Annotated in this window: 15 protein-coding genes; 2 read left to right on the top strand and 13 right to left on the bottom strand. The window is 49.6% G+C overall.

What is annotated here, in order from left to right; all coding sequences use genetic code 11:
• Window position 1: 1 nt before the first annotated feature.
• Window positions 2-1,072 (bottom strand): YkvI family membrane protein, encoded by a 1,071-nt coding sequence (locus AC15IQ_RS03660; protein WP_483177335.1) that lies wholly within the window; start codon window positions 1,070-1,072, stop codon window positions 2-4.
• A gap of 131 nt (window positions 1,073-1,203) precedes the next feature.
• Between AC15IQ_RS03660 and yyaC the strand changes: the two genes are divergently transcribed.
• The gene (gene yyaC / locus AC15IQ_RS03655; RefSeq protein ID WP_483177334.1) at window positions 1,204-1,860 is read left to right on the top strand and encodes a spore protease YyaC; all 657 of its coding nucleotides are present in this window, start codon (window positions 1,204-1,206) and stop codon (window positions 1,858-1,860) included.
• On the opposite strand, the gene AC15IQ_RS03650 is transcribed toward yyaC, so the two are convergent.
• The 12 genes from AC15IQ_RS03650 to rpmH all read right to left on the bottom strand — a co-directional run bounded on the left by AC15IQ_RS03650 (window position 1,799) and on the right by rpmH (window position 11,926).
• Window positions 1,799-2,437, bottom strand: a complete 639-nt coding sequence (locus AC15IQ_RS03650) for a phosphoribosyltransferase (RefSeq protein ID WP_483177333.1) — start codon at window positions 2,435-2,437, stop codon at window positions 1,799-1,801. The genes yyaC and AC15IQ_RS03650 overlap by 62 nt on opposite strands.
• A 465-nt stretch (window positions 2,438-2,902) precedes the next feature.
• Window positions 2,903-3,754 (bottom strand): ParB/RepB/Spo0J family partition protein, encoded by an 852-nt coding sequence (locus AC15IQ_RS03645; protein WP_483177332.1) that lies wholly within the window; start codon window positions 3,752-3,754, stop codon window positions 2,903-2,905.
• The gene (locus AC15IQ_RS03640; RefSeq protein WP_483177331.1) at window positions 3,747-4,568 is read right to left on the bottom strand and encodes a ParA family protein; all 822 of its coding nucleotides are present in this window, start codon (window positions 4,566-4,568) and stop codon (window positions 3,747-3,749) included. The genes AC15IQ_RS03645 and AC15IQ_RS03640 overlap by 8 nt, the downstream gene beginning before the upstream one ends.
• A gap of 120 nt (window positions 4,569-4,688) precedes the next feature.
• On the bottom strand, window positions 4,689-5,546 hold the full coding sequence (gene noc / locus AC15IQ_RS03635; RefSeq protein WP_483177330.1) for a nucleoid occlusion protein: 858 nt from the start codon (window positions 5,544-5,546) through the stop codon (window positions 4,689-4,691).
• A 12-nt stretch (window positions 5,547-5,558) separates the two neighbouring features.
• Window positions 5,559-6,215 (bottom strand): 16S rRNA (guanine(527)-N(7))-methyltransferase RsmG, encoded by a 657-nt coding sequence (gene rsmG / locus AC15IQ_RS03630; protein ID WP_483177329.1) that lies wholly within the window; start codon window positions 6,213-6,215, stop codon window positions 5,559-5,561.
• Window positions 6,216-6,222: 7 nt separating this feature from the next.
• Complete coding sequence (gene mnmG / locus AC15IQ_RS03625) at window positions 6,223-8,100, bottom strand: tRNA uridine-5-carboxymethylaminomethyl(34) synthesis enzyme MnmG (RefSeq protein WP_483177328.1); 1,878 nt, start codon at window positions 8,098-8,100, stop codon at window positions 6,223-6,225.
• Window positions 8,101-8,130: 30 nt separating this feature from the next.
• Window positions 8,131-9,510 carry a tRNA uridine-5-carboxymethylaminomethyl(34) synthesis GTPase MnmE gene (mnmE, locus tag AC15IQ_RS03620; protein WP_483177327.1) on the bottom strand — a complete coding sequence of 460 codons (1,380 nt, stop codon included), beginning with the start codon at window positions 9,508-9,510 and terminating at the stop codon, window positions 8,131-8,133.
• A 179-nt stretch (window positions 9,511-9,689) separates the two neighbouring features.
• Window positions 9,690-10,319: an RNA-binding cell elongation regulator Jag/EloR gene (jag, locus tag AC15IQ_RS03615; RefSeq protein WP_483177326.1), complete on the bottom strand. Its 630-nt coding sequence runs from the start codon at window positions 10,317-10,319 to the stop codon at window positions 9,690-9,692.
• Window positions 10,279-11,121, bottom strand: a complete 843-nt coding sequence (locus AC15IQ_RS03610; protein WP_483177325.1) for a YidC/Oxa1 family membrane protein insertase — start codon at window positions 11,119-11,121, stop codon at window positions 10,279-10,281. The genes jag and AC15IQ_RS03610 overlap by 41 nt, the downstream gene beginning before the upstream one ends.
• Before the next feature lie 89 nt (window positions 11,122-11,210).
• Window positions 11,211-11,420, bottom strand: coding sequence for a membrane protein insertion efficiency factor YidD (gene yidD / locus AC15IQ_RS03605; protein WP_483177324.1), 210 nt, complete (start codon window positions 11,418-11,420; stop codon window positions 11,211-11,213).
• The gene (gene rnpA, locus AC15IQ_RS03600) at window positions 11,405-11,749 is read right to left on the bottom strand and encodes a ribonuclease P protein component (protein WP_483177323.1); all 345 of its coding nucleotides are present in this window, start codon (window positions 11,747-11,749) and stop codon (window positions 11,405-11,407) included. The genes yidD and rnpA overlap by 16 nt, the downstream gene beginning before the upstream one ends.
• Before the next feature lie 42 nt (window positions 11,750-11,791).
• A complete protein-coding gene (gene rpmH, locus AC15IQ_RS03595; RefSeq protein WP_483177322.1) occupies window positions 11,792-11,926 on the bottom strand; it encodes a 50S ribosomal protein L34 in 135 nt (44 codons plus the stop codon).
• Between the two features lie 259 nt (window positions 11,927-12,185).
• Between rpmH and dnaA the strand changes: the two genes are divergently transcribed.
• Window positions 12,186-13,484 (top strand): chromosomal replication initiator protein DnaA, encoded by a 1,299-nt coding sequence (gene dnaA / locus AC15IQ_RS03590; RefSeq protein WP_483177321.1) that lies wholly within the window; start codon window positions 12,186-12,188, stop codon window positions 13,482-13,484.
• Window positions 13,485-13,613 lie beyond the last annotated feature (129 nt).

The raw sequence follows: 13,613 nt of genomic DNA, 5'->3' as shown, positions 1-13,613 counted from the left end.
CTTAACACTCCCGGTGCCGTAAGTTCTTTATATTATAGTATATTTCCCCAATGATGTCTTTTCCGCTCCAATACAGCACCATCGCCAGGATGCTGCAGCCCAACAGCCCAAAAACGGGGTAAATGCTCCCTACCAGGGAAGAAAAACTCTGTGTAGCTACCGGCAAGGCCAGGGTCAGGCAGCATAAGAGGCATAGATTATAGCGAATGCCGATGAGATGTGCCACCCGCTGAGTGATCCCGTAAGCATTGGCGATGGCGGTGGTGATTATCCCTATCCACAACACCAGACTGTAGATCAATTTGGCGCTTGGTGACAGCATGCCCGCAACATAAAGCATAGGGATCTGATAATGGAAAACCACGGGTAAATAGCCGCTTAGGCCGGTAAACATCAGCACGACCAGCCCCCCCAAAATCAGGCCGCCGCAGGCTGCTCCCATAATGCCGGCACGGCAACTGGTCAGAGGTTGGTATTCGGTCAACACCACCATAGCCAGAGCAAAATTGTAAGCCACATATAAGAAAGCTGCCATCAGCCAATCCATTTTTATAGGAGTATAAATAAAAGCGGTCATTACATCTGGTTCTACCTGCCGAGCTTGAAAAGTGGCGGTGGCAGTGATAATCAACAGTAATACGATTTTGATCGGAACCAGGATATTATACGACCACACCAGGCCCCTTTTCCCCGCCAATAGCGCTGCCAGGACCGCCAAATAAGCTGCGCCGATGCCCAGGTTGCGTGATGAATGCAGGTGTTCGCGAAATACTGCCCCGCTGGCTGATAGCATAGTACTTATGCCCAGAAACAAGAATAAGGCCAGTCCCAGATCTATGATTCGGCTAGCCTTGCTGCCCCCCATTATAACCAAGAGGTCCTGATAATTGGATACTTTGTAGCGATGGGCCAGACGCATCAACAGCCCTCCGCACAGGCTGAATAATAATAAACTTATCCAGGCCCCTGACAGGCCGTTGTCACCATATCGGACAAAGAACTGCACATTTTCTTGTCCTGACGCAAAGCCGGCCCCGATAACCGCGCCTAAATAACCCCAAACCAAGATCACTGCTCGCTTGATAGTGGCTCCCTCCTCCCTGCACTACTTACATTGATATTCCAATTCAAGCCAAATCAAGCATAAAAATATTGGCAGTGGCTAGAATATCTATAAAACATTTCTAAAGAGGAGGCCCTGCTTTGCAGCTCAAAGTCAACCCGCTCAATGAAGACGCAATTTCCTTACATTATGACGACCCGCTATGCTTCAATAGAATCCATCAAACGGTCTACCGCAATCTGGTGGAGACTGACCCCTTGGCGATCCGTGAGCCGGTTTACGTTTGCATCGGCACCGACCGTGCTACCGGTGATTGCCTGGGTCCTTTAGTAGGCCACCGGCTCAGCCAGATGCTGCCTGCAGCCCTTATCTATGGAACCTTGGAAAAGCCGGCTCACGCAGTCAATCTGTCTGACATGCTGGACGAGATAGCCTGCAATATGCCTCAAGCCCTAATAATAGCGATAGATGCTTGTCTGGGCAAAGTAGATCGGATCGGTTTTATAAATGTTAAAAAAGGCAGCCTGCTGCCTGGAACGGCTCTAAAAAAGGAGCTTCCTGCAGTGGGTGATTTTCATATATCCGGGGTGGTAAATGTGGGCGGGTTATTGGATCATCTGGTTTTACAGAATACCCGGCTTTATGTGGTTTACCGGATGGCGGAATTAATTGCGGAAGGATTGACGGCAGCTCACCTACAGTATATGCGCCGGCGTGAAAGAGTTGCTGTACGGCCTACCGGCCTGCTTCATCCTCACTCAGGATCTGAATTACCTCTCGATCCTCCACGCTGCTGAAGTCTTCATAGAATTGGCTTACCGCGTACATTTGCTCCGGTATGTTCAAGACCAGAATGTCATCTACTGCTTGGCTAAGGGTGCGGTAGGCATTCCGGGAACAAACCGGTGCGGCTATGCAAATATAACTGACCCCCTGCCGCTTCAAATATAATATGGCAGCTTTAATGGTAAATCCGGTGGCAATGCCGTCGTCTACCAGTAATGCCCGTCGTCCATACAGGGGTATGGCCTTTTTGTGGTTGCGAAAAAGGTCCAACTGCCGGTTAAGCTCTAGTTGCACCGTCCGGGTCATGCGCTGAATCGGTTCCCGTTGCAGCTCCCACAGGCTTTGAAGCCGTTCGTGAACCAGTATCTCTCCGTCCGGGGTGACGGCTCCTACCGCGTATTCGGGAAGGTTGGGCGAGCCCACCTTCTTGGCCAAGACCACATCCAGGGGACAGCCAAAGCGGCGAGCGATCTGTCTTGCCGGGATGATCCCCCCTCGCGGGATGCCCAGGACGACATCAAAAGTACAGCCTTTCTCCTCCAGGGCGGTCGCCAGTCGGTTTCCGGCATCTATTCTACTTTTGAACATCCTAATCTCCTCCCCGGGCCACGAATCAGCGCAGTACGATTAAATTTCTGACGGCCTTTTATTCTCAATGACTGACGGATGCATACCACTATTTATATGGAGAATTCAATTTATTTTCTGGTTTATTGGCTGGCATTATTATAAGCAGGCCTTCCTTTTATTGCCACATGGAGCCAGCTAATGTTTCACGTGAAACATTTCGCTCGGGTCAAGTGTACATGCTTCTTTTACAGGGTAATGGTGTCAGGGGGACTCTATATGTCTCTGCAGAGTAATAGCATGTAAGCGATCCAGCCTGCTCTCGCCTTCTTTCAGCATGCTCCTGAGGCGTAATTTCTTTACCACCCAGCAGCGCCTCCAGGGTGGGCCTTGGTCCATATTTATAAGCTGTTTAGATAATTTATTCTTACCGTCAAGTCCCGCCAAACCATTTCCTTACAACCGATGTTTCACGTGAAACACTGGTTATAAACCGAGCAGCTCAAGCACTCTCTGCAGATCATCTTCATCGAAATAGCTGATTTGAATTTTGCCTCCCCGGGGACCGGTGAAGATCTCCACCCGGGTCATATAGTGCTGCTGCAGGCGTTCCTCCAGATCCATGATTTCCGCGCTCTTAACAGGAATCTCGGTAACCGTCTTCTTGATGGATCTTTTTCTGGCCTTTCCTTTGGCTTCAGCCTGTCGCACTGTCAGTTTGTTTTGTACGATTTCCGCAGCCTGCTTTAGCTGGGCCCGAGTATCCGGAAGTGCCAACAGGGTGCGGGCATGACCCGCAGTTAATTGCCCGTCCTCTATCATCTGCAGAATTTCCTGGGGAAGTGATAGAATACGCATAGTATTAGCCACATGGGCCCTGCTCTTGCCGATAATTTCAGCAACCCGTTCCTGTGTATAACCGTAACTGTCCATCAAGTGGCGATAAGCCCTGGCCTCTTCTACTGTGTTGAGGTCATCGCGCTGAATGTTCTCAATCAACGAAATCTCGGCCGCCTCGCGATCTTTTATGTTCCTCACTATGGCAGGCACCAACTCCAAGCCAGCTTGTTGGGCGGCACGAAAACGTCGCTCGCCAGCGATAATTTCATATTTATTGCCTCTGGGGCGCAGCAACAGGGGTTGCAGTAGGCCGTGGGATTGAATCGATCTGGCCAATTCCAGTATGCTCTCCTCATTGAATCTGGTACGCGGTTGCCCGGGGCGCGGCACAATCATTTCGATAGCTATTTCCACCATTTGCTGACTATCCAGACCCTGCAAGTCGGTTGAAAGCAAAGCATCCAAACCTCTGCCTAATCCCCGTTCCTTATTAGCCACGTTTGAGCACCTCCTGAGTGAATTCCTGGTAGATTTCCGCTCCCCTTGATTTGGGATCATACATTACCACCGGTTTCCCATGGCTGGGGGCTTCGCTTAATCGAACATTGCGGGGGATGATAGTCTGATAAACCTGTCTGCGAAAGTGTTTTTTCACTTCATCCACCACTTGAATGGAAAGGTTAGTGCGCCCGTCGAACATGGTAAACACAATGCCCTCAATCTGTAAGGCTGGATTAAGACGGCGTTTGACCAACATCAGTGTATCCACCAACTGGCTCAAACCTTCCAGGGCATAATATTCACACTGCAGAGGGATGATAACCGAGTCTGCTGCCACCAGAGCATTAATGGTCAACAATCCCAATGACGGCGGGCAATCAAACAGTATGAAATGGTAATCGCCTTCCACGACCTGCAGCGCATCCCTGAGGCGGTGCTCGCGATGCTCCAGTGATGCCATCTCCACCTCGGCCCCAGCCAATTGGATCGTGGCAGGAACCAGGTCCAGCCTTTCCACCCGGGTGGGAGTGATCAATTCCGATAAGGGCAGTAAATCCAGCAGTGTGTTATATAAGCAGGCCTTTAAACTTCGCCTCTCGATGCCCAATCCGCTGCTGGCATTGCCTTGTGGATCACAGTCCACCAGCAAGACCCGGTAACCGGCCAGAGCAAGACAGGCTGCCAGGTTTACCGCCGTGGTGGTCTTTCCCACTCCGCCCTTCTGATTGGCCAGAGCGTATTTTTTGGCTACCTCCGGGGGGCCGATTATTTCGGTTTTACGGGTCGGTTTGCCTCTCCTAAACCATGCCATAGCTCGATTATTTCCTCCACATCTGCTGTCTTTGTCTGTTATTATAGCAAAAAGCGACCATAATGTGTCTCAGTTGCCAAAGAAGGGCATAAAAAAAGGCGGGTTTACCGCCATAACATTCTATAACCCCCCACTCATGCGCCGCGGCTTGCGGATTTTGCCGATGCGTATATGGATGCGGTATTCGTCCTCACTGTCTTCTTCCTCTACCTGCATATCCACCCCTATCTGCCTGGCCCGTCGCACTGTCTCCTTAATGGTGTTGATAAAAATACGCGCATCGCGAATAATCATGGAAACTGATTGTCCGCCCGGTTTAGCTTCACTTTCCTGGGGCATGTTGTTTTTGCTCAGATCATCAATCAACTGCTCAGTGGCTTTAACCGTCAGATCCTGTTCATATATTTGTTTAATAGCCGCGATTTGCATCTCAGCCGTATTGAGCTTCAAAAGCGCACGTGCATGCCGTTCACTCAGCATGTCCGGAATGATCAGACTCTGCACCTCTAGGGGCAGCTTTAACAGCCTAAGTTTATTGGCTATAGCTGACTGGCTCTTACCGATCTTGCGGGCTAATTCTTCCTGAGTCATGTTAAAATTATTTATCAACAGGCTGTATGCATTGGCCTCTTCGAAATAATTCAGTTCCTTGCGCTGTATATTTTCGATCAATGATACCGCGGCCGCATTTTGATCGTTCATGTCCTGTACGATGGCCGGGATGCGTTCCATACCCAGTAAGAGACAGGCCCGGTAACGGCGCTCCCCGGCAATAATTTGATATTCCTCGCCTACCGAGCGCACCACTATCGGTTGGATCAAGCCATAGGCCCGAATTGATTGTGACAGCTTAAACAATTCATCTTCATCAAACTGACGCCTTGGCTGGTAAGGATTAGGTTTTATCATCTCCACCGGGATCTGTTCAACTACCTTCTGCTGTCCTTTCCCGGTCATCTTCTCCCAGGCCTTAAACAACTAATATCCTCCTCATAAAGGACGTTTAGCGGGTATACCCGGTCGTCGCGGATACTTTACGGGAGTGGCATTGCTTTTCTCAACCAGCAGTAATACGCGATCCCTATCCTGAGTAAGCGTATACTGATATATGCCTGCCACCGATGCGCCCAGTGTGTTAAGGGCATTCTGGGCTCTATCTAATTCCTGCTGGTAATTGCGCCCCTTCCAAAAAACTGCCTGCCCCCCCACCTGCAGCAAAGGCAAAGCCAATTCCAGGAGCACATTTAAGGCTGCTACCGCACGACTGCTGCAAAGTTGAAAACTTTCTCGAAAGCCCTCTTTATGTCCCAATACCTCAGCCCGCTCCCCGGCTACCAAGACATTCGCCAGCTGCAGTTCATCAACCACCTGAGCCAAAAATTGTGCTTTTTTACGGTCTGATTCCACCAGGGTAACCTGGCACTGAGGGCGGCTTATGGCCAGAATCATTCCCGGGAAACCGGCTCCGCTGCCAATATCTACTAGAGATCTGCCAGATATATCCATATATTGATTTAACTGTAGGCTGTCTTCCACATGCTTGTGGATCTCTTCCTCCAGACTCTTACGGCTCACCAGGTTATGGCGCTGGTTTTCCCGCCGCAGCAGATCCATGAATGCTTTAATTTTATAGTCCATATATTCCATAAGCCTGTCAGCTTTTCCTTCTAGCTTTTTCCAAATTTACAAAAAGCACATTGATGTCGGCAGGATTAACCCCGGAAATACGCGAGGCTTGCCCGATGGAACGCGGCCGGATGGTCTGCAGCTTCTGCAAGGCCTCATTGGACAGCCCGAAAACCTTTTGATAGTCAATATCCTCCGGTATCAAACGTTGTTCCAGCTTTTCAAATTTCTTGACTTGTTCGCGCTGCTTATTTATATAGCCCTCATACTTGCTCTGTATTTCCATCTGCTCCAGAATATCAGGGGGAGCAGGTTTGATCCAGCCCTGCTCGACCAGCTGCTCCATTCCAATTTCCGGACGGCGCAGCAACTCCCACAAGGAGAGCCGGTCTTTCAACCCGGCACTGTTATGTTCGGCTAAAAAGCTGGCCATGGCCGAATCCGCAGGTGTAAAGCTAGTTTGCTCCAGCTCTTGACGTATTTCTTCCAATTGCTCCAGTTTTCGATTAAACACCTCCCAGCGCTGATCATCCACCAACCCTATCTCTCGTCCTATGTTGGTCAAGCGCAGATCGGCGTTATCCTGACGGAGCAACAGGCGGTATTCTGCCCGGGAAGTCAAAAGCCGATACGGCTCATCATTGTCTTTGTTGACCAGATCATCGACCATTACCCCCAGATAGGCCTGACTGCGTTTGAGGATCAGGGCCTCACCCCCCAGCACCTTCAAGGCGGCATTGATCCCCGCAACCAACCCCTGCCCGGCAGCTTCTTCGTATCCGGAGGTACCGTTGACCTGCCCGGCAGTGAATAATCCCGGCACCGCCCGAGCTTCAAGGGACAGCTTCAATTGTGCCGGAATCACATAATCATACTCAATAGCGTACCCTGTGCGCATCATGTGCACATTCTCCAGACCGGGGATGCTCCGCAATACCTGCAATTGAACATCTTCGGGTAAACTGGTATTCAGCCCCTGCACATACATCTCATCGGTATTGCGCCCCTCCGGCTCAATGAACAATTGATGGGAAGATTTGTGAGCATAACGCACTACTTTATCCTCGAAAGAAGGGCAATAGCGCGTACCAATGCCCTTTATCACGCCGGTAAACATGGGGGCGCGATGTATATTGTCCATTACTATTCTATGGGTAAGCGGCGTGCTGTGGGTCAGCCAGCACGAGATCTGCTCTTTGGGCTCCAGTGAGGACAGGTATGAGAACCTCAATGGGCGTTCATCTCCAGGCTGCTCGATCATCTTGGAGAAATCCACCGAACGACGGTTTATTCGCGGCGGGGTGCCGGTTTTGAACCTGCCCAATTGCAGTCCCAGCTCTAACAGGCTCTGCGACAATTTCATGGCTGGTACCTGATTATTGGGGCCGCCGTCATAGATGACATCTCCTATTATAATGCGCCCTTTTAAATAGGTTCCTGAAGTAACTATCGCTGCCTGACAACGATAGCGAGCCCCGGTTCTGGTCACCACTGCCGAAACCCCGGCATCGTCGGTCTCGATCCTCTCCACCTCGGCCATCAACAGGTCCAAACCAGGCTGCTGCAACAGAGTATCCACCATAGCCCAGTGGTACTGGTGCTTGTCGGCCTGGGCTCTTAGGGCCTGCACCGCCGGCCCTTTGCCGGTATTAATCATGCGCATTTGAATGCTGGCCTTGTCGGTATTGAGTGCCATCTCCCCTCCCAGGGCATCGATCTCCCTGACTAACTGGGATTTAGCCGGGCCCCCTATCGACGGGTTGCAAGGCATTAAAGCAATATGTTCAATACTCAAGGTGGAGAGCAAAGTTCGGCAGCCCATCCGTGCCGCTGCCAGAGCAGCCTCGCAGCCTGCGTGACCAGCCCCTATCACCACCACATCATATTCTCCGGCATCGTAAATCATGGCGTCTCCTCCTGATATGTTAACGGCCCCCTATTTGCCTATACAAAAATCCTTGAATATACGGTCCAAAACCTCTGCTTTAAGGTTCCTTCCGCTCACTTCTCCCAGGCTATCCAACAGCAGGCCGATTTCCACCGCCAGGCAGTCCAGAGACAGCATCCCCAATAGTCCTCTAACCGTCAGCACTTGTTCACCGCATTGCTCCAAAATGCGTTGCTGACGTTCGCTGAGCAGTATTTCCATAGCACCTTCCGCGCCACATCCAGACAGCACCATCATTTCGATATGGTCCTGTAATTCGCTTAAGCCCTGTTCTTCCTGAACTGAGCCAAAAATAACCGGCATGCCGGTAAATCGGCCCTTGATCTGGGCGGCGTCGATCTGTTTGTCCTGCAAGTCGTCTTTGTTTATAAGGATAATGGTCCGGGACGGGTCCAGACAGTGGAATACGTCCTCATCTTCGGCGGTGATTCCGCTACTAACATCCAACAAGAATATGGCCAGGTCTGCTTCGGCGATAGCCTGCTGGGCCATCTGCACCCCTATGGTTTCCACCCGATCTTCAGTCTGGCGTATTCCAGCCGTATCGATTAATCGCACCGGAATACCTTTAATGTTGATGTATTCTTCTATTATATCGCGGGTGGTGCCGGGGATTTCAGTCACAATGGCCCTGTTTCTACCGCTCAGCCAGTTGAGCAGGCTGGATTTGCCTACGTTGGGCTTGCCGCATATGACCACTTTTATCCCGCTGCGGTAAATCTCGGCTCGGCGGCCGGCATCCAGCAGCATCTGCAGTTCATCGGCCACCTTATTCAGCAATTCCTCGAGCTGCTCATAATCAGGTTCGCCTACATCCTCGGCGAAATCGATACTGGCTTCAATGATGGCTGCGGCCTGAAGCAAATGATCCTCTAACTTTTCTATATAACGGCGGTTTTGTCCGGAGAGCTGTTTTACTGCCAGGTTCAAGGCCTTCTGGCTGCGCGCCCGGATAACCTCGATCACCGCCTCAGCCTGGCTTATATCCAATCTGCCATTAAGAAAAGCACGCTGCGTGAATTCTCCCGGCAATGCTTCGCGAATGTCCTGATTTAATACCTCCTGCAGGCATTGCCGGGCAGCCAGCACTCCGCCATGACAATGAATCTCTACGGTGTCCTCAGCGGTATAGCTATGCGGCTGGCGCATCACTACCGCCAGGCATTCATCCACAGGCTCTCCCTGCGCATCTTTGACCCAACCCAGCATCATCTGATAGCCTGGCAACTCTAGCAGGCTGCGGCCCTGGACCCGGGGCTGAAAAATAGCATCCACCTTGGCGATAGCCTCCGCTCCGCTGACCCTTATTATGGCGATGCCTCCTTCTCCAGGTGGAGTGGAAATCGCGGCTATGGTTTCCTCCTGCATGACTTTGACCTCATCTTAAGCGTTATGAAAATTTAATATAAATATCTTACCAGATTAAATGGCACTTTACACCAAACCCGGTGGTGTTACCCTCAATGCACATCACCGCCGCATATTGCCATCACCTTGGAGATGTTTTGCGGGCATTAAAAAAGGCCCGCGTGCGGGCCTTTTTTGGCTTATCTCTTCAATGATATGACAACTTTACGATTAGGCTCATCCCCGGTCGAATAGGTGGTCACCTGCGGATCGCCTTGCAGGGCCGTATGTACGATCCTTCTTTCCTGTGAACTCATCGGCCTCATGACCACATTTTTCTTGGTGTTTTTTACCTTGTCCGATAAGCGCAGGGCCAGGCTCTGCAGGGATTGTTCCTTCTTTTTCCGGTAGTCTTCCACATCCAGGATGATGCGCATTTTTTCTTCACGGTTGCGATTGTAAATAAGCCCCACTACAAACTGCAGGGAGTTTAGGGTTTCGCCTTTTCTTCCTATTAACAAGCCTACATCCTTACCGGCTATATTGATCCTCACCCGGTTCTCATCATATTCCACCTGCTCGATGCGGTAAGCCAGTTTCATCCGTTTTAACAGGTCCTCTAGGACTTTACAAACATCTTCCCCCGGTTTCTCACGTCTGGATACCCTAACTACCGCCGGCTTTTTACCCATAAATCCCAAAATGCCCTTGGTGGGCTCCTCTATTACTTCAATCACCACATCATCGATTTCACAGCCTAATTCATCTAGAGCTGCCTTAATGGCCTCATCAACGTTTTTTCCTCTTTTTTCGACTACCTGATCTTGCATGGTTATTATTGCCTCCTTTGTCCCTCCCTGCTGTCGGTTCTTGTCCTGAATCGGAAGCCAGTTCAAAGTCCTCATCTTCATTTTGGCTGGATGCATTGTCGGTGTCTTCCTGAGGCTGTTCAAAACCAGCCGCGACAGTAATTCCTGTTCCGGTATCCAGTTTAGCCTGGCTGTGGCTGCGATTGACTAACAGCTGTTGCAGTATTCCCAAGATATTGAAGGTGACCCAGTATAAGGCCAAACCCGCAGGAACTGTGGCTGCGATCCACGCCATCATCAGGGGCATCATATACATCATGGTTTTCTGGGTAGGATCCTCTGCGTTTACGGCTGACACCCTCTGCTGCAGGTAGGTAGTCCCGGCGGAGAGCAATGCCAGTATGAATAGCGGATCTCTCTGGCCCAGATTTGTGATCCAAAAAAACGCCGCATGGGCCTGGTCCGCAAACTGGAGATGCAGCAGTGATTGATAGAATGCTATGAAGATCGGCATCTGCAAAAGCAGTGGCAGACATCCCGAAAGGGGACTGACCCCAGATTCCTTATATAATTCTCCCAGCTTTTTCTGCATGACCTCGGGATTATCTTTGTATCTCTCCTGCAGTTCCTTCATGCGCGGCTGGATTACCTGCATATCGCGCATCGATTTAAGCTGCTTCTGATTGATGGGGAATAGCAGCAACTTTATCAATACGGTCATTAAAATTATAGCCAGCGCATAACTGGGCACTCCCAGGCTAACCGTAATGCCATACAGAAATTGAATCAGGCTAGTAAACCATTGAACAAAGGTTTGCCACAAACTAAGCCCTGCATATAGCGATCGCAGTCGCCAGCAGGTTTCACCTCCTTAAGAGTGAACCTCGTACTTTGGTGTCACACGCTAAACCTCTACAGCAGGGGATCATAACCCCCTGGATTGAAAGGGTGACACCTGCAAATTCTCTTGACTGACAACCATCCTCCTTTTAAAACCCCGTACTTTTCAACTGCTTGTATCGAATAACTGGAACAGGAAGGGTAAAAGCGACAGGCAGGGAGCCTGAATATGCTTGTTTTCTGATAGCCTTTGATCATTCTCAGCACTATTTCTTTAAGCATAACTTGGCTTTCTTCAGGGCGAGCAACAAGTCATTATGCAAATCCTTATTGCTGCTGTCCTCAATACCAGGGCGCGCATTGATCACAATATCATAGGGCTGCTTTAATTCAGGCAGCATCTCCCGCAGCATGGCCCTAAGTCTCCTTTTTACCCGGTTGCGGACCACGGCTTTGCCCACCTTTTTACTGACCACGAAACCTAATCGGTTGGTGCTCTCTGCTCCGGGTCGAAAAAACACCAGGATGTATCGACCCGGTATCCTCTTGCCATTTTTATAGATATTGTGAAAGTCCCGCCCCTGGCTGATACGTTGTTCTTTTGCTAACATTCCAGGACCTTCCCTGAATAAAATAAGGCCGTTTTTGACGACCTATGCTGATAGCGCCTTTCTACCTTTTCTGCGCCGGGCAGCCAACACTTTTCTGCCGCTGGCGGTGGCCATCCGCTTTCTAAAACCGTGTACCTTTTTTCTCTGCCGGTTTTTTGGCTGGTATGTTCTTTTCATTTTGTGGTTGCCTCCCTTGTTATAAACACCATTTAATTATATTGACATAAACCCCTGAATGTCAAGAATGGCACCAATTCTAAATACTTCTAAAAAATGGCTCAATCTGCTATGATTATACTATATTTTTAGGCTAGTCCTACCAGGAACAGTTGCGCTTGTGCAAAGCATTGTTTATCATGGATTTCTGAGCGCATATCCACAGCCTTTAACTTATTCACAGCTGCTTTATCCACAAAACAACAGGAGGCTTTCATGAATGTCCACTGACTATGCCGTGATCTGGAACAGGATCATGCAATCCCTGCGCGAGGAAATCGGGTCAACTAGCTTTGACATCTGGTTCAGTTTGGTTAAATACGATTCTTTCTATAATAATAATGTAATAATCAGCGTGCCCAATTCCCTTACTAAAGAGTGGATCGAGTCGCGCTATTTTGACAACATTGTGAAGAAGCTGCGCAGCCTGACCAATCAGGATGTGTCTCTGCTCCTTACTACAGATTCCAGTCTGGATTACAAAACCTCCTCACTTAATCGCAAATATACCTTCGATACTTTCGTGGTAGGCAATAGCAACCGCTTTGCCCACGCTGCTTGCTATGCAGTAGGCGAGTCGCCCTTCAAAGCGTATAACCCCCTTTTCATATACGGCGGAGTAGGACTCGGTAAAACACACCTGATGCAGGCTATCGGCCATCATATACTGCGAAAAAACCCGAATCATTCTGTTATGTATGTTTCTTCAGAACAGTTTACCAACGAATTGATAACCGCCATTAAAGATGACAGCACTTTCGGTTTTCGCAATAAGTACCGTAATATCGATGTGCTATTAATAGACGACATTCAGTTTCTAGCCGGAAAAGAACGCACCCAGGAGGAGTTTTTTCACACTTTCAATTCCCTGTATGAGGCTAATAAACAACTGGTGATCTCCAGCGACCGCCCTCCGAAAAATATACCCACCCTGGAAGACCGGCTGCGTTCCCGGTTTGAATGGGGCTTGATCACCGATATCCAGCCCCCTGATTTGGAGACTCGGGTAGCCATTTTGCGCAAGAAGGCTCAGGCCGAAAATCTCAATATCCCCTATGATATATTAGACTATATAGCCAATTATATAGATTCCAATATCCGTGAATTGGAGGGGGCCTTGATCCGCATGGTGGCTTATGCCACCATCACCAACAAACCCCTTAATATGTCCACTGCCAGTGAGGCTTTAAAGGACATCCTGCCTCCGCCGCGCCCTCGAAAAATTACTATCGAACTGGTGCAGAAAGAAGTGGCTTCCTATTATGGTATAGCTTTGGCAGAAATGCTCTCCAAGAAACGGACCAAGCAGGTAGCTTATCCTCGGCAGATCGCCATGTACCTATGCCGTAAACTGACTGAGGCTTCATATCCGCAGATCGGGGAGCAGTTTGGGGGCCGGGATCACACCACGGTGATCCATGCCAATGAGAAAGTGGAAAAGGATATGGCTGCTGATGCTGAACTGCAATCTACTATCGGCATGCTGGTCAAGAAATTAGATCCTCATAACTACGAATGAAGATAGTTATCAACAGCTTTATGCAGTGCCTAACTTCCAAATTCGTCAGGATTCGAGGCAGATATACACATATTCAAGGCCCCTACTACGTATACTACTAAGTTGTTAATAATAAGAAGATGAAGATGA

The sequence above is a fragment of the Syntrophomonas sp. DTU019 genome (assembly GCA_913757435.1).
Classification (GTDB): domain Bacteria; phylum Bacillota; class Syntrophomonadia; order Syntrophomonadales; family Syntrophomonadaceae; genus DTU019.
This window is presented reverse-complemented; position numbering and strand designations above follow the sequence as displayed.